Source organism: Brevundimonas sp. BAL450 (assembly GCF_015767455.1).
In the GTDB taxonomy this organism is placed as follows: domain Bacteria; phylum Pseudomonadota; class Alphaproteobacteria; order Caulobacterales; family Caulobacteraceae; genus Brevundimonas; species Brevundimonas abyssalis.
Genome location: NZ_JADWOW010000042.1, coordinates 43,707 through 64,437, shown reverse-complemented (window position 1 = coordinate 64,437; position 20,731 = coordinate 43,707). Strand labels below are relative to the sequence as shown.

20 protein-coding genes are annotated in these 20,731 nt (G+C 68.8%); 8 read left to right on the top strand and 12 right to left on the bottom strand.

What is annotated here, in order from left to right:
• Nucleotides 1-48 precede the first annotated feature (48 nt).
• Nucleotides 49-225, bottom strand: coding sequence for a hypothetical protein (locus IWC96_RS04700; protein ID WP_021697800.1), 177 nt, complete (start codon nt 223-225; stop codon nt 49-51).
• A gap of 168 nt (nt 226-393) precedes the next feature.
• On the opposite strand from IWC96_RS04700, the gene IWC96_RS04695 reads away from it, so the two are divergent.
• A complete protein-coding gene (locus IWC96_RS04695; RefSeq protein ID WP_196838426.1) occupies nt 394-1,878 on the top strand; it encodes a phospholipase D-like domain-containing protein in 1,485 nt (494 codons plus the stop codon).
• Here IWC96_RS04695 and IWC96_RS04690 read toward each other — a convergent pair.
• The 5 genes from IWC96_RS04690 to folD all read right to left on the bottom strand — a co-directional run bounded on the left by IWC96_RS04690 (nt 1,818) and on the right by folD (nt 5,712).
• The gene (locus IWC96_RS04690; RefSeq protein ID WP_045319157.1) at nt 1,818-2,573 is read right to left on the bottom strand and encodes an endonuclease/exonuclease/phosphatase family protein; all 756 of its coding nucleotides are present in this window, start codon (nt 2,571-2,573) and stop codon (nt 1,818-1,820) included. The genes IWC96_RS04695 and IWC96_RS04690 overlap by 61 nt on opposite strands.
• Nucleotides 2,574-2,635: 62 nt before the next feature.
• Complete coding sequence (locus IWC96_RS04685) at nt 2,636-3,322, bottom strand: TPM domain-containing protein (protein WP_021697802.1); 687 nt, start codon at nt 3,320-3,322, stop codon at nt 2,636-2,638.
• A 1-nt stretch (nt 3,323) separates the two neighbouring features.
• Nucleotides 3,324-4,115 carry a YgcG family protein gene (locus IWC96_RS04680; protein ID WP_021697803.1) on the bottom strand — a complete coding sequence of 264 codons (792 nt, stop codon included), beginning with the start codon at nt 4,113-4,115 and terminating at the stop codon, nt 3,324-3,326.
• The gene (locus IWC96_RS04675; RefSeq protein ID WP_021697804.1) at nt 4,112-4,750 is read right to left on the bottom strand and encodes a LemA family protein; all 639 of its coding nucleotides are present in this window, start codon (nt 4,748-4,750) and stop codon (nt 4,112-4,114) included. Before IWC96_RS04675 ends, IWC96_RS04680 begins: the two co-directional genes overlap by 4 nt.
• Nucleotides 4,751-4,800: 50 nt before the next feature.
• Complete coding sequence (gene folD, locus IWC96_RS04670; protein ID WP_021697805.1) at nt 4,801-5,712, bottom strand: bifunctional methylenetetrahydrofolate dehydrogenase/methenyltetrahydrofolate cyclohydrolase FolD; 912 nt, start codon at nt 5,710-5,712, stop codon at nt 4,801-4,803.
• Between the two features lie 94 nt (nt 5,713-5,806).
• Here folD and IWC96_RS04665 point away from each other — a divergent pair, with 94 nt between their 5' ends.
• Nucleotides 5,807-7,666 (top strand): PPC domain-containing protein, encoded by a 1,860-nt coding sequence (locus tag IWC96_RS04665; RefSeq protein WP_196838425.1) that lies wholly within the window; start codon nt 5,807-5,809, stop codon nt 7,664-7,666.
• 1 nt (nt 7,667) lies between these two features.
• Here the strand turns inward: IWC96_RS04665 and hutH are convergent, their stop codons facing one another.
• Nucleotides 7,668-9,200, bottom strand: coding sequence for a histidine ammonia-lyase (gene hutH, locus IWC96_RS04660; protein ID WP_021697807.1), 1,533 nt, complete (start codon nt 9,198-9,200; stop codon nt 7,668-7,670).
• Complete coding sequence (hutU, locus tag IWC96_RS04655) at nt 9,197-10,870, bottom strand: urocanate hydratase (protein WP_021697808.1); 1,674 nt, start codon at nt 10,868-10,870, stop codon at nt 9,197-9,199. The genes hutH and hutU overlap by 4 nt, the downstream gene beginning before the upstream one ends.
• Nucleotides 10,871-10,942: 72 nt before the next feature.
• On the opposite strand from hutU, the gene IWC96_RS04650 reads away from it, so the two are divergent.
• Genes IWC96_RS04650 through IWC96_RS04630 form a run of 5 tightly spaced genes read left to right on the top strand, consistent with a single transcriptional unit; the run spans nt 10,943 to nt 15,847 of the window.
• Nucleotides 10,943-11,650, top strand: coding sequence for a UTRA domain-containing protein (locus IWC96_RS04650; protein ID WP_021697809.1), 708 nt, complete (start codon nt 10,943-10,945; stop codon nt 11,648-11,650).
• The gene (locus tag IWC96_RS04645) at nt 11,647-12,534 is read left to right on the top strand and encodes an agmatinase family protein (RefSeq protein ID WP_196838424.1); all 888 of its coding nucleotides are present in this window, start codon (nt 11,647-11,649) and stop codon (nt 12,532-12,534) included. The genes IWC96_RS04650 and IWC96_RS04645 overlap by 4 nt, the downstream gene beginning before the upstream one ends.
• The gene (gene hutI / locus IWC96_RS04640; protein ID WP_242397140.1) at nt 12,534-13,745 is read left to right on the top strand and encodes an imidazolonepropionase; all 1,212 of its coding nucleotides are present in this window, start codon (nt 12,534-12,536) and stop codon (nt 13,743-13,745) included. Before IWC96_RS04645 ends, hutI begins: the two co-directional genes overlap by 1 nt.
• Nucleotides 13,746-13,772: 27 nt before the next feature.
• A complete protein-coding gene (locus IWC96_RS04635) occupies nt 13,773-14,231 on the top strand; it encodes a DUF6265 family protein (RefSeq protein ID WP_021697812.1) in 459 nt (152 codons plus the stop codon).
• Between the two features lie 5 nt (nt 14,232-14,236).
• Nucleotides 14,237-15,847 (top strand): NAD(P)/FAD-dependent oxidoreductase, encoded by a 1,611-nt coding sequence (locus tag IWC96_RS04630; protein ID WP_196838423.1) that lies wholly within the window; start codon nt 14,237-14,239, stop codon nt 15,845-15,847.
• Here IWC96_RS04630 and IWC96_RS04625 read toward each other — a convergent pair.
• From IWC96_RS04625 to IWC96_RS04615, 3 genes are read right to left on the bottom strand one after another with little or no spacing between them, the layout of a single operon-like run.
• The gene (locus IWC96_RS04625; RefSeq protein WP_045319160.1) at nt 15,828-16,205 is read right to left on the bottom strand and encodes a response regulator; all 378 of its coding nucleotides are present in this window, start codon (nt 16,203-16,205) and stop codon (nt 15,828-15,830) included. The genes IWC96_RS04630 and IWC96_RS04625 overlap by 20 nt on opposite strands.
• Nucleotides 16,198-17,712, bottom strand: a complete 1,515-nt coding sequence (locus IWC96_RS04620; protein ID WP_231378871.1) for a sensor histidine kinase — start codon at nt 17,710-17,712, stop codon at nt 16,198-16,200. Before IWC96_RS04620 ends, IWC96_RS04625 begins: the two co-directional genes overlap by 8 nt.
• Nucleotides 17,713-17,771: 59 nt before the next feature.
• The gene (locus IWC96_RS04615; RefSeq protein WP_021697816.1) at nt 17,772-18,803 is read right to left on the bottom strand and encodes a DNA topoisomerase IB; all 1,032 of its coding nucleotides are present in this window, start codon (nt 18,801-18,803) and stop codon (nt 17,772-17,774) included.
• A gap of 61 nt (nt 18,804-18,864) precedes the next feature.
• Between IWC96_RS04615 and rlmJ the strand changes: the two genes are divergently transcribed.
• Nucleotides 18,865-19,719, top strand: coding sequence for a 23S rRNA (adenine(2030)-N(6))-methyltransferase RlmJ (rlmJ, locus tag IWC96_RS04610; RefSeq protein ID WP_021697817.1), 855 nt, complete (start codon nt 18,865-18,867; stop codon nt 19,717-19,719).
• Here the strand turns inward: rlmJ and IWC96_RS04605 are convergent.
• The gene (locus IWC96_RS04605) at nt 19,716-20,687 is read right to left on the bottom strand and encodes an endonuclease/exonuclease/phosphatase family protein (RefSeq protein ID WP_021697818.1); all 972 of its coding nucleotides are present in this window, start codon (nt 20,685-20,687) and stop codon (nt 19,716-19,718) included. The genes rlmJ and IWC96_RS04605 overlap by 4 nt on opposite strands.
• Nucleotides 20,688-20,731 lie beyond the last annotated feature (44 nt).

Genomic DNA, 20,731 nt, shown 5'->3' with positions numbered 1-20,731 from the left:
AGCCGTTCGCGGTCGCCGCGCAAAGGTGAAGGCGGCGTATTTGGCGTATCAGCAGTTGTGGGAGGGCGGCGGCGCGGTCAGTTCGGCGACCTGTTCGGTGCAATCGGCCATCCGGCGGACCTCGCGCTCGGCCTCGGGCGTGTTCACGTCCACGCCGAATTGCGCCAGGGCGGCTGCAGCAATGGCGGCCACCAAGCGGATGATCATCTGGATCAGCGTCTGCATCGCCGATCTAGCTCCCCTGTCCCAGCGTCAAAGCCTTATGCGCCTGATCCAGCTTAGCCGCAACCTTGGCCATAATGTGTTGGCTTGACGGAACCACGACCCCGGTGGAGCGTCTTCGATGCGTGGACGTGAATAAAGTCGTCACGCGACCACGTCACAAGGCGGGGCATGGATCAGGCGAACACATGGCTGAAGACCGGCGACAACTGCTGGCGCGTCGAACGCGCCGGGCGGTTCGCCGTGCTGGTTGAGAACGCCGCCTATTTCGAGGCGCTGGAATCCGCCCTGTCCAAGGCCAAGCGATCCGTCGTCGTCCTGGGCTGGCAGTTCGATCCGCGCACCCGGCTGGATCCGGAGACGCGGCCCGGCGACCGCCAGGCCGAGATCGGCCATCAGATCCGCATGATGATCAAGCAGAACCCGGATCTGGACATCCGGCTGCTGATCTGGAAATCACCGCTGCTGATCGCGGCCTCGCAGGGGTTTTTCCCACAGCGGGCCCAGCGGTGGTTCCGCCGTCGCACGGCGGATTTCCGGCTGGACAGCCCCGGCCCCCTGGGGGCGTGCCACCATCAGAAGGTGGTGGTGATCGACGACGCGGTGGCCTTCTGCGGCGGCGGCGACATCGCCACGGACCGCTGGGATTCGGTGGAGCACATGGACGGGGACCCGCGCCGGTGCATGCCGTCCGGCGCCATCTGTCCGCCCCGGCACGAGGTGATGTGCGTCATGGACGGCCCGGCCGCCAGGGCGCTGGGCGATCTGGCGCGGCGCCGCTGGTTCCGGGCCACGCGCGAAGCGGTCCTGCCGATCCAGCAGGAGGGGCTGGATCCGTGGCCGGAGGGCGTCGAGCCGGACCTGACCGACGTGGAGGTCGGCGTGGCCCGCACCGAGCCCGCCTGGGGGCGGCGCGCCGAGGTGAAGGAGAACCTGGCCCTGCACCTGGACGCCATTCGCCGGGCCAGACGCCTGATCTATCTCGAGAACCAGTATTTCACCTCGCCGGTGATCGCCCAGGCCCTGATCGATCGTCTGGTCGAACCGGGCGGGCCGGAGATCGTGCTGATCTCCACCACCGAGAGCCCCAGCTGGTTCGACCGTCTGACCATGGACACCGCCCGGGCCGAGGTTCTGATGCGGCTGGAGGCGGCGGATCACGAGAACCGCTTCACCGCCTTCTGTCCCCGCACCGAGGAGGGCCAGCGCATCATCGTCCACTCCAAGGTGACCATCATCGACGATGAGTTCCTGCGCATCGGCTCGACCAATCTGAACAACCGGTCGCAGGGGCTCGACACCGAGTGCGACGTGGCGACCGTGGCGGATACGGAGGAAGGCCGCACTTTCGTCCGGCGGCTGCGCCAACGGCTGATCGCCCATTTCATGGCCGTGGACGGCGAGCATTATGGCGCGGCCGAAGCGCTGTCGCCCTCTGTCGGCCAGACCATCCTGTCGTTCGGGGGGGATCGTCTGGTTCAGCTGGGCCTGGAGCCGCCGACGCGCTTTGACCGCTTCATGGCCGAATGGCAGTTCGGCGACCCGCACGGCTCCGACGACGCCTGGTGGCCCTGGCTGAGACGGCGGCGCAGCCGTCAGGCGAGGCTGGAATCCCCCGCCGCCGACACCTCGAAATCGATCACCAGCGGCAGGTGATCAGAGGCCATGCGCGCCAAGGGCGAGGTTCCCGTCCGCGCGCCGGTGACCCGAATCTCCTCGCTGACGAAGCAATGGTCGATGCGGATGGCCGGGAAGCCTGACGGGAAGGTCTTGAGACTGGGCTTCAGGTTCAGACGCCGCTGGGCGTCGTCCAGCTTTTTCGTGAAGATCTGATACGGGCGGGTGATCGAGGTGGCGTTGAAGTCCCCGGTCAGGATCACGGGGCCCTCCAGCTTCGGCGACCCGATCCAGGCCTTGCCCATCAGCGCGGTGGCCTGAAGACGCTGTTCGCGCGGGATCAGGCCCAGGTGGGTGGTCATGATGTTGATCTCGACCCCGTCCACCTGGATCAGGCTCCACAGGGCGCCGCGCGGCTCCAGACCCTTGAGGCCGGACAGGGTCGGCAGGGCGTCGGCGCGCACCAGGGTTTCGGGCAGGCGGGTCAGGATGGCGTCGCCGTACAGCTCCTTCTCCACCCGCATGGCGGGGTGGAACTGGAAGCTCATGTCCAGCCGTTCGGCGATGGCGTGGGCCTGGTCCACCCCGCCGGTGCGGGCGCGGCCCACGTCCAGCTCCTGGAGGCAGACGATGTCCGGCTCCAGATCGGCGATGACGCCAGCGATGCGGGCCACGTCCAGCTGTCGGTCGACGCCGACGCAGCGATGCACATTGTAGGTGAGGAGTCGGGCCATGAACGCGGGACTATAGGCCTATGGGATGAAGCTTTTGAGCCCGAAAAACGGCCCGAACGGGATCAGATTTCAACCAGCCGGTCCGGCAGTTCGTTCCGGTCGCGCGGCGCGGGCGGAAAATGCCGGGCCAGCACCTGGCCGCACAGGGCGACGGCGGCCTCATAGCCCTCCGCGGCGCGGCCGGCTTTCAGATGCCGGGCCATCACCGCGACCGCGTCCATCCACACCTCGGCGTCGACCAGACCATGGATGCCCTCATCGGCGATGATCTCCACGTGATGATCGAACTCGCTGGCGAAGATCAGCACGCCGGTGCGGTTCTCGGTGACGTGCAGGCCGTGGGCCAGGAACTGGTTCATGGCCGCGCGGCGGCAACGGCCGGCCCGCAGGGTGCGTGGCGTCATCGCGCGGCGCACCGCCGGAATGCAGCCGATCAGGCAGACCAGGGCGAACACGAACAGCTGCACGGCGGCGTAGGCGGCCAGGGTCAGGCCGACCGTGATCTCGGTCGCCGCCAGGTGCGCGGCGGTCCATCCGGCCGAGAAGCCCGGCAGCCAGGAGGGATTGAAGCCGAACGGGATCAGCAGCAGCGGCACGGTCAGGGCCAGCCCCGCCGCCCAGGCCAGCACCACATCGGCGTGGTGGGACACCCGATGGGCGAAGACGCAGAAGATTTCGCCGGACGTGGTCTTTTCCGCCTCGCGGATGGCGGCGGTGATGCGGGCATGCTCCTCGCGGCCGAATTTCATCTCACCATCCTCCCGAGGCGCCGCCGCCGCCGAAACTGCCGCCGCCGCCGCTGAAGCCGCCCCCGCCGCCGAACCCGCCGCCGGACCCTCCGCTCGAACGGCTGCGCGCCGCCTCCGTCGCGGCCCAGATCAGGATCGGCGTGAGGCCGTCACCGCGCCTGCGACCCCGTCGTCCCGGCGCCCGGGACGCGGAAACCGCGCCCATGACGCCCAGCAGCAGGAACACGCCGATGGTGATCAGCACCCCCCAGACCATGACCGACTCGGGCCGCTCGGCCTCCGCCGCCCGGGCAAGGGCTTCGGCTTCGTCCAGCGTCAGCTGGTTGATGATGGCGTCGACGCCCCTGGTGATGCCGCTCTCGAACCCCGCCTGGCGGAAGTCGGGCAGGATCTCCTCGTGAATGATGCGGGCGGACAGAGCGTCGGTCAGGATCGGCTCCAGCCCGTAGCCCACCTCGATCCGCACCTTGCGCTCATTGGGGGCCACGATCAGCAGGACGCCGTTGTCAGTCTCGCCCTGGCCGATGCCCCATTCGCGGCCCAGCTGATAGCCGTAGTCCTCGATGGGGTAGCCCTGAAGGTCGTTCACCGTGACTACAACCAGCTGGTCGGTGGTTTCGGCTTCCAGCGCCTCTAGCCGCTCGCTCAGCTGCCGCTCCCGGTCCGGCGACAGCAGCCGGGCCTCGTCCACCACGCGGCCGGTCAGGGCCGGGAAGGTCTGGGCCGTCGCATGCCCGGCCGCCAGCCAGACGGCCGTCAGAACGATGATCCAGAGGAGCGGGCGAATTCTCACTGGTCGGGCGTGGCCTGAGCGGCCGACGCGGGCGGCGCGTCGAGATTGAAGTTCACCTCGGGCGCGGTCTGCGCCGCTTCGGTCGCCTCGAAGGGTAGCATGGGTTCGGAGCCGCCGTGGACGGTGCTGGCCCAGACCACGCCGGGGAAGGTGCGCAGCTCGGTGTTGTAGTCGCGCACGGCCTCATTGTAGTCGCGCCGGGCGATGGCGATGCGGTTCTCGGCGCCCTCCAACTGGGACTGGAGTTCCAGAAAGTTGCGGTTGGACTGAAGCTCCGGATAGGCCTCGACCACCAGCAGCAGACGCGACAGGGCCCCGGCCAGTTCGGACTGGGACGCCTGGAATTCCTGCATGGCGGCGGCGTCCTCGGGACTGACGTTGACCGCCGTGGCCCGGGCGCGGGCCTCGATCACCTCGTTCAGCACCGTGCGCTCCTGCACCGCCGACGCCTGGACCGTGGCCACCAGATTGGGCACCAGATCGGCGCGGCGCTGATACTGGCTCTGCACGTCCCCCCAGGCGGCGCGGGCGCGCTCTTCCTTGGTGGGGATGGCGTTGACGCCGCATCCGGCCAGCGCCGGGATCATGGCCAAGGCGAGAATCGGACCCGCCCAGGAACGTTTTGCCGTCATCATGAAATCTCCCGCCTGCCTGAGAAAGACTATTCCCCCTCGGTGACGGTTGTTCAAGCGTCCGGCAGGGCGGGATCGAGTCCGGCGGACCGGCAGGCGGCCGTGTAGGTGTTCATCAGCAGGCAGGCGATGGTCATGGGGCCGACGCCGCCGGGGACCGGGGTGATCGCGCCCGCGACCGCCACGGCCTCGGCGTAGGCCACGTCGCCCACGACGCGGGTCTTGCCCTGGGCCGCCTTCTCGGGATCGGCGGACGGCACGCGATTGATGCCCACGTCGATCACCGTCGCGCCCGGCTTGATCCAGTCGCCCTTGATCATCTCCGGACGGCCCACGGCGGCCACCAGAATATCGGCGGTGCGGGTGAGGGCGGGCAGGTCGCGGGTGCGCGAATGGGCGACGGTGACGGTGCAGCTTTCGGCCAGCAGCAGCTGGGCCATGGGCTTGCCGACGATGTTGGAGCGCCCGACGATGACCGCGTTCAGACCCGTCAGATCGCCCATCTGGTCCTTGAGCAGCATGACGCTGCCCAGCGGGGTGCACGGGACCAGCCCGGGCAGGCCCACGGCCAGACGACCCGCATTGACCACATGGAAGCCGTCCACATCCTTGTCCGGATCGATGGCGCCCAGCACGGCGGAAGAATCGATGTGATCGGGAAGAGGCAGCTGGACCAGGATGCCGTGGATGCCCGGATCGGCGTTCAGGTCCGCGATCAGGTCCAGAAGTTGATCCTGCGAGGTTTCGGCGGGCAGGCGGTGGGTGTCCGAGCGCATGCCGGAGGCTTCCGTGCGTTCGCCCTTGTTGCGCACATAGATCTGGCTGGCCGGGTCCTCGCCGACGATGACCACCGCCAGTCCAGGCTTGAGGCCGTGGCGGGCTTGAAGCTCGGCCACGGCGCGGGTGATGCGGTTCACCAGGCCCTCGGCGAAAGCCTTGCCGTCGATGCGTTTGGCTTCGGGCATGATCGTCCTCGTCAGAAATCGTGTGCGGTGGGCGATTTACAGCCGCGCCGGTTCGGCGTCTATGATCGGCCTGAACTCAAGGGGGAATCCGCTCATGTCGTCCATCCGCACCCGCCTCGCCTGTGCAAGCGCCCTGGCCCTGGTCATGGCTGCCCCGTCCATCGCACAGGAGACCCCTTGGCTGATGCCGGACCGGCCGGTCAGCGGCATGCTCGAGGAGGGTGACGCCCACGGTCAGGTCGGATCGTGGTCCGAGGAAGCCCATCTGTATGACGATTACCTGATCCGCGCCGCGCCGACCCAACGGCTGGAGATCAGTGTGACGTCGGATGACTTCGACTCCTACGTCTCGATCTATCGCGAGGGGGAGCACTCGGACCCGACTCCTCTGGCCAGCGATGACGACGGCGGCGGCTATCCGCACGCCCTGCTGCGCTTCACGCCGGAAACGGCCGGGACCTATCGGGTCCGGGTGCGCGGTTTCAGCCCCGAGGCCACGGGCGCCTATCAGGTGAGTCTGGCCGAGCGGGCTGCGGCTCCGGTCGAGCCGACTCCCACGCGCATCCGGCCGCGCGGAGATGTGCAGGGCGCGCTGACGAGGGGCGAGGACCCGGAACTGACCTATGACGAATTGTATGACGTCTATGTCTTCCGGGCGCGGGCTGACGAACGCATCCAGATCCGGCTGAACAGCGACGCTTTCGACCCGGTTCTGTATGTGGGGCGCCGTTCGGGCGTCGCCTTCGAGGAACTGGCGTCCAATGACGACGGCGACGACGGGCTGAACTCGCGCATCCTGTTCACGGCGCCCGAGACCGGCGACTACGTCATCCGCGCCGCCGCCCTGTCCTCCGATGGCGAGGGCGCCTACGTCCTGTCGCTGAGCGACGGCCCCGAGCCCGTGCCGCCGGCGCCGCTGGCGCTGGGCGACGAGATTGCGGGGCTCCTCGATGAAACCGCGACCATGGATGACTACGGCTCCGGCTATGTGGGTTACGCCTTCACGGCGCAGGCCGGGCAGCGGGTGGTGTTCGCCATGCAGTCGGAGGACTTCGACACCTACCTCGAGCTGGGTCGTGCGAGCGCCGGCGGCTTCGAGTCCATCGCCGCGGACGACGACGGGAGCGAGGGCCTGAACTCGCGCCTGGTCCACACCTTTGAGGAGGCCGGCGTCTATGAGCTTCGCGCCCGGTCGTTCGGCGGCGCGAGCACGGGCGCCTACACCCTGGGCGTCAGCGAGATTGAGCCGGATCCTGAACCCATGCCGCTGGTCTTCGGACGAGCGGTCCAGGGCGAGATCAGCGACGACAGCGTCCGGAGCGCCTCGGACGGCCGCTTCGACGCCTATCGGTTCCAGGGACAGGAAGGCCAGCGGGTGCAGATCGTCATGCGCTCGGGCGACTTCGACAGCTATCTGGAGATCGGGGCGGCCGAGGGCGAGTTCATCGCCCTTGCCTATGACGACGACGGTCTGGGCGAGGGGCTGAACTCGCGTCTCAACTTCACCATCCCGGAGACCGGCGACTACATTGTCCGGGCCCAGCCGCTGGGGGGAGCCGGACGGGGCCTCTATGCGCTGGAGCTGATCGATCGCGGCCCGGCGCCTGTGGCGGGCAGCATCATGATCGGCGCGACCGTGCGCGGGAGCCTGACCGAGAACGACAGCATGGCTGCGGGGGATTCCAGCTACTACGACGACTATCGATTCCAGGTCGAAGAGGGCGACCGCCTGCGGCTGACCATGGTGTCCAACGCGTTCGACGCCTTCCTGGCCCTGGGCGAGGGGCTGGCGGAGGACTTCGTGCTGCTGGCCTCGGATGATGACGGGCTGTCGGACACCAATTCGCTGATCGAGCACGAGTTCGACGAGGCGGGCTGGTACACCCTGCGGGCCAACAGCTATGCGCCCAATTCCACCGGCGCCTACGTCATCACCATCGAGCGGCAGGAGTAGGTCAGCCCAGGGCTACGTCGTCCGGACAGAGCGTCGCCAGCCGGCCGCCTTCGATCACCTCGGCGGCGGCCTGGATATGGTCGGCGAAATAGCGGTCGGTTGGGATGGCCGTGGCCACCGTGCGCAGCTGGTCCAGCGCCTGCTCCAGCGGCGGCGAGGACGTCAGCGGGCGGTGGTGCTCGATCCCCTCGGCGGCGGCCAGCAGCTCGACCGCCAGAATGTTGGCGACGTTGTCGGCCATGTCGCCCAGACGCCGCGCGCCGTGGGTGGCCATGGAGACATGGTCCTCCTGACCGGCCGAGGTGGGGATGGTGTCCACCACCGCCGGATGGGCCAGCATCTTGTTCTCCGAGGCCAGCGCCGCGGCGGTGACCTGGGCGATCATGAAGCCCGAGTTCAGGCCCGGGTCGCTGGTCAGGAAAGCGGGCAGGCCGCTCATCTTGGGGTCGATCAGGATTGCGGTGCGGCGTTCGGAGATGCTGCCGATCTCGGCGATGCACAGGGCCAGCTGGTCGGCGGCGAAGGCCACCGGCTCGGCGTGGAAATTGCCGCCCGACAGCACGTCCCCGCTGTCGGGGAAGACCAGCGGATTGTCGGTGGCGGCGTTGGCCTCGATCACCAGCGTCCGGGCCACGGCCCGCATGACATCAAGAATGGCCCCCATGACCTGGGGCTGGCAGCGGAAGGAATAGGGGTCCTGAACCTTCAGGCAGTCGTCGCGATGGCTGTTGCGGATGGGGCTGTCGGCCATCAGGGTGCGCAGGGCGGCCGCCGTGTCGATCTGGCCCGGCTGGCCGCGCAGCTCGTGGATGCGCGCGTCGAACGGGGCGTCGGAACCCTTCAGCGCGTCGGTGGACATGGCCCCGGTGACCAGCGCCGAGCGGAACAGGTTTTCGGCCCGGAACAGGCCCACCAGCGCCAGCGCCGTGGAGCACTGGGTGCCGTTCAGCAGGGCCAGGCCCTCCTTGGCGGCGAGGACGACGGGCGTCAGGCCCGCCTTCTCCAGCGCGATGTTTGCCGGCTCCCACGCGTCCTCGAACCAGACCATCTGGCGCGGTTCGCCGATCATGGCGGCGGCCAGATGGGCGAGGGGCGCCAGATCGCCCGAGGCGCCCACCGAGCCCTTGGCCGGGATCAGGGGGACCAGCCCCCGGTTCAGCATGTCGGCCAGAAGCTGAACCGTCTGGCGCCGCACGCCCGAGACGCCGCGCGTCAGGGACGCGATCTTCAGCGCCATGATCAGGCGCACGGTCTGGTCCGCCAGCGCGGCGCCGACGCCGCAGGCGTGGGACAGGACCAGATTCTTCTGCAGGGTCTCCAGATCCGCGTCGTCGATGCGGGTGTTGGCCAGCAGGCCGAAGCCGGTGTTGACCCCGTAGACGGTGCGCCCGTCCTCGACGATCCGGGCCACCGTGGCCGCGCCCTGATCCAGCAGGTCGAGGGCGGCGGGGGCGATGACGACGGGCGTGTGCTCGGTGGCCAGGGTGCGCAGCTGATCCAGAGTCAGGCGCTCGGCGCCGATGGTGATGCTCATCGGGCGGCCTCCAGCGAGGGCAGGTTCAGGCCATGTTCGCGCGCGGCGTCCTTGGCGATGTCATACCCCGCGTCGGCGTGGCGCATGACGCCGGTGGCCGGGTCGTTCCACAGGACGCGCTCCAGCCGCTTGCCCGCCTCCGGCGTGCCGTCGGCGACGATGACCACGCCCGAGTGCTGGGAGTATCCCATGCCCACGCCGCCGCCATGGTGCAGTGATACCCAGGACGCGCCCGAGGCCGTGTTCAGCAGGGCGTTCAGCAGGGGCCAGTCGGACACGGCGTCAGAACCGTCAATCATTGACTCGGTCTCACGGTTGGGGCTGGCCACCGAGCCGGAGTCCAGATGGTCCCGTCCGATGACGATGGGCGCGGACAGTTCGCCCGACGCCACCATCTCGTTGAACATCAGCCCCGCCCGGTGCCGGTCGCCCAGGCCGATCCAGCAGATGCGCGCGGGCAGGCCCTGGAAGGCGATGCGCTCGCCCGCCATGTCCAGCCAGCGGTGCAGCCCGGCGTTGTCGGGGAACAGGCGCTTCATGGCCGCGTCGGTCTTCTTGATGTCTTCCGGATTCCCGGACAGCGCCGCCCAGCGGAACGGTCCGATCCCGCGACAGAATAGGGGGCGGATATAGGCGGGCACGAAGCCGGGGAAGGCGAAGGCGTCCTTCACGCCCTCGTCGAAGGCCACCTGACGGATGTTGTTGCCATAGTCGGTGGTGGGCACGCCCTGACCATGGAAATCCAGCATGGCCTGCACGTGAACGGCCATGGACTTGCGGGCGGCGGCCTCCACGGCGGCGGGGTCGGTCTGACGCTTGGCCTCCCACTCCGCGACCGTCCAGCCGGAGGGCAGATAGCCGTTGACCGGGTCGTGGGCGCTGGTCTGGTCGGTGACCAGATCGGGCCGCACGCCGCGCTTGATCAGTTCAGGCAAAATATCAGCTGCATTGCCCAACAACCCGATTGATTGGGGTTTTTTGTCCTTGATGGATTGATTAAGAAGCTCCAGCGCCTCATCCAGCGTGTCGGCCGCCACGTCCAGATAGCGGGTGCGCAGGCGCATCTCGATGCGGCTGGGCTGGCACTCGATGGCCAGGCAGGACGCGCCCGCCATGGTGGCCGCCAGAGGCTGGGCCCCGCCCATGCCGCCGAGGCCCGCGGTCAGGATCCACTTGCCCGACCAGTCGCCGCCATAGTGCTGGCGGCCCGCCTCCATGAAGGTCTCGTAGGTGCCCTGAACGATCCCCTGGGTTCCGATGTAGATCCAGGACCCGGCGGTCATCTGGCCGTACATCATCAGGCCCTTGCGATCGAGCGCGTTGAAGTGCTCCCACGTGGCCCATCTGGGCACCAGATTGGAGTTGGCGATCAGCACGCGCGGCGCGTCCTCGTGGGTGCGGAACACGCCCACCGGCTTGCCGGACTGCACCAGCAGGGTTTCGTCCGGCTCCAGCCGCGTCAGCTGGTCGACGATGCGGTCGAAGGACGGCCAGTCGCGCGCCGCCTTGCCGATGCCGCCGTAGACCACCAGGTCCTCGGGCCGCTCGGCCACCTCGGGATCCAGATTGTTCATCAACATGCGCAGGGCGGCCTCGGCGGCCCAGGTCTTCGCCGTCTTGTCCGGCCCGCGGGGGCTTCGGATGACGCGGGTGTTGGGGGCGTCGGGCATTCAAATCTCCCTGTCGAATGCGGCTATTGTTATGTCTAGACATAATGGGGTGCAAGGGGCAGTCTGCGCGTCATGGACGCCGAGCCCCTGCATCGACGCATTGCGCGCGACATCGAACGCCGCATCGCCTCGGGCGACTGGGCGCCGGGTTTCCGCATCCCCACCGAGGCTGAGCTGACGGTCGAATACGGCTGCGCCCGCATGACCGTTTCGCGAGCGGTTTCGGAATTGGCGGCGCGCGGCCTGGTGGTGCGACGCCGCAAGGTCGGTACGGTGGTGGCGCACCCGCCGGTCCACTCCTCGGCCTTGGTGGCCATTCCCGACATTCAGGCGGAGGTGCAGGCGCGCGGGCTGGCCTATTCGCACAGGCTGATGGGCCGAATCGTGCGTCCGGCGTCGGCGGACGAGGCAGAGTTGGGCGCGCGGGTGATCGAACTGGAGACCCTGCACCTGGCGGACGGCCTGCCGTTCGCCATGGAGCACCGTCTGATCTCTCTGACCGCCACGCCGGAGGCCGAAGCCGCCGATTTCTCGGCGGAGCCGGCGGGGGGGTGGCTGCTGGCGCGTGCGCCGTGGACCGAGGCGGAGCATCGCATATCCGCCGTCGGCGCAGACCGACAGACAGCAGAGGCGCTGGGGCTGGAAGCCGGGGCGACCTGCCTGCGGCTGGAACGGCGCACCTGGCGCGACGGCCAGGGCGTGACGCGGGTCTGGCAGATGTTTCCCGGCGCGGCCTATGATCTGGTGGCGCGGTTTTCTCCGAGGAAGGATCAGGGATGACGGGCTCCGAGGCTCTTGGCTGGCGTTCGGTCGCCGATCTGTTGGGCGATCACCCCGACGCGCCCGTGGCCCTGATCGGGGCGCCGCTGAACGAGCGGTCGCTGACGCCGGGACGGTGTGACCTTGGCCCGAAGGCGTTGCGCGCCGTGCTGCCGCGCCTGTCTGCGTATGATCTGGAAACGGAGGTCGAGCTGGACGTGCGGGTCCATGATGCGGGCGACGTGCCGTTGAAGGCCGTGTCCCCCGCCGACGCCTTCGAGCCGGTGCGCGATGCCGTGGCGGCGCAGGCGCACCGGGCCCTGACCATCCTGATCGGCGGCAACAACGCCATCACCCGCCCGGCGGCCCACGCCCTGGGTCTGGAGCGGGTGGGGGTGTTGACCCTCGACGCCCATTTCGACCTGCGCGACACCGACCACGGCCTGACCAACGGCAATCCGATCCAGGCGCTGCTGGACGACGGTCTGGACGGGCGGCGCATCAGCCAGGTGGGTCTGGCCCCCTTCGCCAACACCCGCCGCGCTCACGAAAAGGCCATGGCGGCGGGCATATCGGTGCGCACCGCCCGCCAGTGCCGCGACCAGGGACTGGCCGCCGTCGTGGCGCAGGAGCTGGAGCGGCTGTCCGGCCTTTGCGACCTCATCCACGTGGACTTCGACATCGACGTGATCGACCGCAGCCAGTGGCCCGCCAGCCCCGGCGCCCGGCCGGGCGGGGTTTCGGCGCAGGCCTTTTTCGACGCCGCCCGGGTCATCGGCGCCCATCCGAAGGTGCGCGGCGTGGACCTGACCGAATACGACCCCTCGCTGGAGGTGGGTGATCTGGGGAGCCTGACCGCAGGCCGCTGGTTCTGCGAAATTCTGGCGGGCGTGCAGGCCCGATGATCCGCGCCGACCGCCTCATCACGGACTGCCGCCTCGCCACCATGCTCGAGGGCGGCGAAGCCTATGGCGCCGTCGAGGACGGGGCGATCCTGATCCGGGACGGGGACATCGCCTGGGTCGGGGCGCGGGCGGACCTGCCGGCGCACGAAGCGGCCCAAGTCGATCGGCTGGACGGGCGCTGGGTCACGCCGGGGCTGATCGACTGCCACACCCATCTGGTGTTCGGCGGCGACCGGTCCGGCGAGTTCGAGCAGCGGCTGGGCGGCGCCACCTATGAGGAGATCGCCCGGGCGGGCGGGGGCATCGTCTCCAGCGTGCGCATGACCCGCGAGGCGTCCGAGGACGATCTGGTCGCCTCGGCGCTGAAGCGGCTGGCCGGGCTGAAGGCTTCGGGTGTCACCACGGTTGAGATCAAGTCCGGCTATGGCCTGGACCGGGACAGCGAGCTGAAGATGCTGCGCGCCGCCCGGCGGGTGGGCGCCGAGGGCGGGGTGCGGGTGGCGACCAGCTATCTGGGCCTGCACGCGGTGCCGCCGGAGTTCCGCGAGGATCGGGCCGCCTATGTGGATCTGGCGGTGGACGAGATTCTGCCCGCCGCCCATGCCGAGGGGCTGGTGGACGCGGTGGACGCCTACTGCGAGCCCATCGCCTTCTCCACCGACGAAGTGGGGCGGCTGTTCGAAAAGGCGAAGTCGCTGGGCCTGCCGGTCAAGCTGCACGCCGACCAGTTGTCGAACGGCGGGGGGGCGGCGCTGGCGGCGCGATACGGCGCCCTGTCGGCGGATCACATCGAATATGCCGACGAGGCCGGGATCGCGGCCATGGCCAAGGCGGGCGTCGTGGCCGTGCTGTTGCCCGGCGCCTTCCTTATGCTGCGGGAAGAGACGCCGCCGCCCATCCAGACGCTGCGCGGCCATGGGGTGAGCATGGCGGTGGCGACGGACTGCAACCCCGGCACCTCGCCGGTGGCGTCCATGCTGGCGGCCATGACTCTGGCCTGCGTGCAGTTCCGCCTGACGCCGGAAGAGGTGCTGGCGGGCGCCACGCGCCATGCCGCCAAGGCGCTGGGCATGGCGGACCGCATCGGGACGCTGGAGACCGGCAAGGCGGCGGACCTGGCGGTCTGGGACATCAATCGGCCGGCGGAGCTTTGCTACTGGCTTGGGGCGCCGCTACTGTATGGGCGATACAGGAACGGACAGCCGGACTGAGAGTCCGCGCCTTCGGGAGGAGACACGATGATCGCCATGATCGCCGCCGTGTTGCTGGCAAGTCCTTCGCCTGGTCCGCAATCGGCCGTCGACCTGCGCTGGATGGAAGGCGTGTGGCGCGCCTGTCATCCCGGGCGTGAAACGGTGGAGACCTGGACCCACGCCAGCGAGGGCCTGCTCTTCGGCCACTCGACCACGCGAAGAGGCGGTCGTCTGACGGAATGGGAGCAACTGCGGATCATCGCCCGTGGCGGCGTCACCCTGTACCAGGCCATGCCGAACGGCCGCGACGCCGTGGACTTCATGCTGGTGGACCAGAACCCGCAGGGGGCGGTCTTCGAGAACCGTGAAAACGACTGGCCCAATGTCATCGTCTATGAGCGGGAAGGCGACGTGATGACCGCCACCATCCGCGGCCTTGAGGGTGAGAATGAGCCCGTCATGACCTGGGCGTTCGAGCCTGGCGACCAGACGTCCTGCGACTGAAGCCGGTGCGGGATCAGGATCAGGCAGACGTCGTCATTCTGGGCGGCGGGCACAACGGGCTGACCTGCGCCTTCTATCTGGCGCGGGCCGGTCTGAAGGTGACAGTGCTGGAGCGGCGCGGCGTGGTCGGCGGCGCGGCGGTGACGGAGGAATTCCATCCGGGATTCCGCAACTCCACGGCCAGCTACACCGTCAGCCTGCTGAACCCGAAGATCATCGCGGACATGGATCTGGCGGGGCGCGGCCTGCGGGTGGTCGAGCGCAAGGTGGGCAATTTCCTGCCACTGGATGACAGTTCGTATCTGCTGGCGGGGGAGGGGCGGACCCAGGCCGAGGCGGCGAAATTCTCGGCGCGCGACGCGGAGCGGCTGCCGGCCTACGAGCGGCGGCTGGAGGCGGTGGCCGATGTGCTGCGCGCCCTGATCCTGACCACCCCGCCCAATGTGGTGGAGGGCGGCTGGGCGGCCGTGATCCCGGAAATGCTGAAGGCCGCGTCGGTGGGGCGGCGCATGGCGGGGCTGGACACCACGGCGCGGCGCGATCTGCTGGACCTGTTCACCAAGTCAGCGGGAGACTGGCTGGACGGCTGGTTCGAGAGCGATCCGGTCAAGGCCCTGTTCGGCTTCGACAGCGTGGTGGGGAACTACGCCAGCCCCTACACGCCGGGCTCTGCCTATGTGCTGCTGCACCACATCTTCGGCGAGGTGAACGGCAAGCGCGGCGTCTGGGGTCACGCCATCGGCGGCATGGGAGCGATCACCCAGGCCATGGCGGCCGCCTGCGCCGAACAGGGCGTGGACATTCGCCTGGACAGCCCGGTGGCCGAGGTTCTGACCGAGAAGGGCCGGGCCGTGGGGGCGGTGACGGAAGCCGGCGAGACCGTGCGGGGACGGGCCGTGGTCTCGAACCTGCACCCGCGCCTGCTGTTTGAGCGGCTGGTGGACCCGGCCGTGGTTCCGACGGACTTCAGAGAGCGGATCGGCGGCTATGCGTCGGGGTCCGGGACCTTCCGCATGAACGTGGCCCTGTCGGAGCTGCCGCGCTTCACCTGCCTGCCGGAGCCGGGCGATCATCTGACGGCGGGGATCATCATCGCGCCCAGCCTGGACTACATGGACCGGGCCTTCATGGATGCGCGGCGGGACGGCTGGTCGAAGGCGCCGATCGTGGAGATGCTGATCCCCTCGACCCTGGACGATAGCCTTGCGCCCCCGGGCGCCCATGTGGCCAGCCTGTTCTGCCAGCATGTGGCGCCGGTGCTGTCAGGGGGGCGCTCGTGGGACGACCACCGCGACGCGGTGGCGGACCTGATGATCGACACGGTGGACCGTCTGGCGCCGGGGTTCAAGGCGTCGGTGTTGGGGCGGCTGGCGCTGACGCCGCTGGATCTGGAGCGGCGCTTCGGCCTGCCAGGCGGGGACATCTTCCACGGACGGCTGAGCCTGGACCAGCTGTTCAGCGCGCGGCCGGTGCTGGGGCACGGGGATCACCGCATGCCGGTGCCCGGGCTTTATCTGTGCGGATCGGGCGCGCATCCCGGGGGCGGCGTCACCGGGGCGCCGGGGCACAATGCGGCGCGGGAAATCCTGAAGGACCTCAGGCGCGGGCGACGTTGAGGGCGCCCAGCATGGCGTCGCGCACGGCGGCCTCGCTGAAGGGCTTCTGGATGGCCGGCACGCCACGCCATTCCGGCGGCAGTCCAGCCTCGCCGTAGCCCGTCGAGAACACCATGGGGATGCCGCGGCGGGCGAGGGCTTCGGCGACCGGAAAGACCTGCCGTCCGGCCACGTTCACGTCCAGCAGGGCCAGGTCCAGATCGGGCTCGTTCTCGGCTTTCTGCACACCCTCATCCACGGTGGAGACGGGACCGACGGGGATGCACCCCATGTCCTCGAGGATGGTCTCAAGCAGCATGGCGACGAGGGACTCGTCCTCCACAACCAGGACCTTGCGGCCCGTCAACGCGTTACTCATGCCCATCGCCTCGATCCAGCGGAAGGGATATTTCCGCATTAAAGCCGTCACTTGCGTAGACGAGTTTCGCCTCTCCCGCCAGATCGTGGCGGACATTCCTTTCGATCAGACGACTGCCGAATCCACGTCGGCTGGGCTCCGTCACCGACGGGCCGCCCTGTTCGCGCCAGAAGATCACCAGCTTGCGGTTGGTGAGATCCTGCACGCTCCAGTCCACGAACACGCGTCCGTCGCCGGTGCTGAGGGCGCCGTATTTGGCGGCGTTGGTGGCCAGTTCGTGGAAGATCATGCCCAGGGACACCGCCATGGCGGGGGGCAGGGCGACGGACGGTCCATTGAGGATCACCCGGTGGGCCCCATGGGCCAGGGTTTCGTGCTGGAGCACGTCGCGCAGGTCGGCCCCTTCCCAGTGGCTGCGGGTCAGAAGGTTGTGGGTGTGCGACAGCGCCATCAGCCGTGACTGGAAGGTCTCGGCGAAGCTGGCGGGGTCCTCGTGGGTCCGGGCTGTCTGCATGGCGATGGACTGGACCGTGGCCAGGGTGTTCTTCACCCGGTGGTTCAGTTCGTCGATCATCAGGCGCTGGCGCTGGTCGGCCTTGACGGTTTCGGTGACCTCATGGCCCTGAACGAAGACGCCGACGATGCGGCCCTCTTCGCCGAGGATCGGCTGGTAGATGAAGTTCAGATAGACGTCTTCCAGATCGCCGCCCCTGCGCCGCTGCAGCTGGAGCAGGCTTTCGCGGCCTTCATAGGTCTCGCCGGTGGTGTAGACATGGTCAAGCAGGTCGATGAACCCCTGATCCACCACCTCGGGCATGGCCTCGCGAACGGACTTGCCCAGCACCTCCCGGTGGCCGATCAGCTGACCGTAGGCGGAGTTCGCCAGCTCGAAGACATGATCCGGCCCGCCCAGCACAGCGACAAAGCCGGGCGCCTGCATGAAGAGGTCGTTCAACTTTCGCCGTTCGATCTCCAGCTTGCGGTTGCTCTGCTGAACCTGCTGGGCGCGGGCGAGGACGCCGCCGCCGAGCGCCGCGTCCAGCGCGGTGGAGGTTTCGCCAGTGACGGCGCCGACCTGATGCCGCAGACTCTCGATTTCTGTGATGTCGGTGGTGTGCTGGAGCACAAGGGCGACCTTGCCCGTCTCGTCCCGGATGGGTGTGTGGGTGGCGCTCCAGAAGCGATCCTCGTAGATCACCGCACCCGTGGGGTCCTCGAAGGGGATCGAGAAGCGGACAATGGCCAGATGGTCGCGTTGGCCGGTCTTGATCGCGTGGAGGATGGAGTCGCGGACCTGGCGGACGTTTTCGGGCGCCTCGTCGCTCGGACCGGAGTCGAAGGCCTCGAACATGGGGCGGCCGATAATCTGCTCTCGCTTTGCGTTCACCAGCTCGAGATAGGCCGTGTTGGCGCCGGCGATCACCAGGTCGGTGTTCAGCAGCACATAGGCGTTGGGAGAGGCGTCGAAGGCTGCACCCAGATCCATCGTGTTCGCCAGTTGGCGCAAATCATACCTCCATGGCGCGGGCGCTGACCCCCGCCTTTTAGCAAGTCATGCGAGCGATTCTATGCGGTTCGCGCAGAATGAGCGTCGAGCGCCCGGATCAGCGCCGGCTCGAACCCCTTGGCGGCCGGGCCGGGCAAGTCCGCCAGGCCCCCGGATTCATGAAGGTCGAACACCGCCGGATGCACGTAGGCAGAGCGGCACACGGCCGGGGTGTTGCCCAGAAGGCCGGCCACGGCCTTGAGGCACTGATTGCACTGGCGCTTCAATTCCGCCTTCGAAGCCGGCGTTTCGCATTCCCGCAGGGCCCGGGCGGCGGAGACGGTGGCGGCCCAGGTGCGGAAGTCCTTGGCCGAGAAAGGCTCGCCCATGACGTCGCGGATGTAGGCGTTGACGTCATCGGAGCTGACCGGGACCAGATCGCCGTCCGCATCGCGGTATTTGAACAGATGCTGACCCGGGAGGTCGCGCAGGGCTTTCAGCAGGCGGGCCAGGCGCCGGTCGCGGACGGTGACGGTGTGCTCCACGCCGGATTTTCCGCGAAAGGCGAAGATCAGGGCCGAGCCGTCCACCTCCAGATGGCGCTTGTGCAGGGTGGTCAGGCCGAAGCTGCGGTTCTGGCGCGCGTACTCCCGATTGCCGATACGGATCAGGGTGATCTCCAGAAGGCGCACGGTGGTGGCGACGGCCTTCTCGCGGCTGGGCCCGCGCCGGGAGAGGTCTTCCTCGACCCGGCGGCGCAGGCGGGGCAGGGCGCGGGCGAAGTCGGTCAGGCGGTGAAACTTGGCTTCCGAGCGGCCTTCGGACCAGTCGGCGTGATAGCGGTACTGCTTGCGGCCCTTGACGTCGCGGCCGGTGGCCTGGATGTGGCCCCGGGCGCGCGGGCAGATCCAGACGTCGGTCCATGCGGGCGGGATGGCGAGGGCGCGAATGCGCGACAGGATACGGGCGTCGGTGACAGGCTCGCCGCCCGCCCGGTGATAGGAAAATCCCTTGCCGCGCCGGACGCGGGTCAGGCCCGGCTGGTCGTCGGCGCACCATGTCAGCCCCTCGGGCATCTGGTCCGGGTCGATGAAGGCGGAGCCGTCGGGCATGGGGTCATCTCGGTGGAAGCCAAGCGCGAACACGCGGACGGGATGAAGGGTTCCGCTTGACGTGGCGGGGCGTGAAGGCGAAGCCGCCGCCATGAACTATCGTCACGCCTATCACGCCGGGAATTTCGCCGATCTGGTCAAGCACGGCCTGCTGCTGTGGCTGCTGGGCCGCATGGCGCGCGACGAGCGGCGGATGCTGGTGGTGGACACCCATGCGGGCTCGGGCCTGTACGATCTGGGCGAGGACGCCGTGCGCTCGAAGGAGGCGCAGGCGGGGATCGCCCGGCTGATGGGCGCGGCGCGACTGCCGACCGAGCTGGCCGAGCTGAAGGCCGCCGTGGCGGCGCGCAACGGCGGCGGCGAGACCGTGCGCTGGTATCCCGGCTCGCCTTTGCTGATCGCCGACAGCCTGAGGAAGGGCGACCGCTATTTGGCCTGCGAACTGCGGCCCGAGGAGCATGATCTGCTGGCCGAGCGGCTCAAGGGACGCGAGGGCGTGGAGACGCGCCAGGCCGACGGCTATGAGGTGGTGCGCGCCGTCGCTGCGGGGGATCGTCGGCGGCTGGTGCTGATCGATCCGCCGTTCGAGCGGCCGGACGACTATGTACGCTGCGCCGAAACGGCTGGCGCCCTGATGCGGCGGGATCCGGACACGGTCATCGCCATCTGGCTGCCCATCAAGGACATGGAGACTTTCGACGGGTTCCTGCGGCGGCTGGCCGACGCAGGGGTGAAGCGGGCGCTGGTGGCCGAGGCGCGGCTGAGGCCGCTGACCAACCCCATGCAGATGAACGGCTGCGCCCTGGTCCTGATCAATCCGCCGGAAGGCGCGCAGGCGGTGGCGCAGGACATCTGCGAATGGATCGCCATCGCGCTGGGCGAGCCGGGCGGACGGGGCGAAGCCTGGTGGACCTAATCGGCCGGGCGGGCCAGGTCGACGATAACCGGGCGGTGGTCGGAGCCGGTGGGCCCGCCGAGGCTGCGCTTCGCCACGGCGATGTCGGGTGAGTGATAGACCTGATCGATGGTCATGCGCAGCGGGCCGGGCAGGGGTCCGGGCCATGTGCCGGGCCAACCGGGAGCATGGATCAAGCCGCCCTCTGACCGCAGCATGCGGCCGATACGTCCCGTCGCCACGCTGTTGAAGTCGCCGGCCAGAACGACCGGTTCGGGGGCGGCGTCGATATGGGTCAACAGATTCTGCGTCTGGATGATCTGTCCCCACTGGTACTGAAAGGGCCACGGACGGGTCAGGTGGACGCCCACGACGCGGACCGGACCGAGCGGGGTGTCGGCCACGGCGGAGATCATCTGGCGTTCATTGCCTTCGGTGGAGCGGCGCGACAGGGGGTAGCGGGAGGCGATGACCGAGCGGACCGCGTCCTCGCTGCGGACGACGCGCTCGGTGATTTCCCGGTGGGGGTAGCCGGCGAGGAGCGTCTCGACGGCGGCGCTGGGGGCTTCGCCGAACTCGACGAGGACCACAATGTCGGCGTCGGCGGCCTCGATGGAGGCGCGCATGGCCGCCACGTCCTCGTTCATGGCGTAGAGGTTGGCGGCGTACAGCCGAACGCGGGGGCTGTCGGCGGCCGGGGCGGGACCGCCGGGCGCGATCTGGGGCCAGATGGCCAGCGCCAGAAGCAGACAGGCCAGCGCCCCGGTGGCGGCCGGAACCCAGAACCGCAGCAGCAGCACGATCAGGGTCGCCGCCAGGGTCAGCGGGAGGAGTGGCGCGGGGAACTGGGCCAGGATGTCGACCCAGCGATGGCCGATCCCGGACAGGGACGCCAGGGCGAGGACCAGCGGGCCGAGCGCGGCGGCGGTCAGGACCGCCTGGACCAGTAAATTCACCGAGCTTTGCAACTGAAGACGTTTGAGGGACATTCAAGCGTGGCTTGTAAGGGACGGTCGAAGAACCGCGCAGGCGA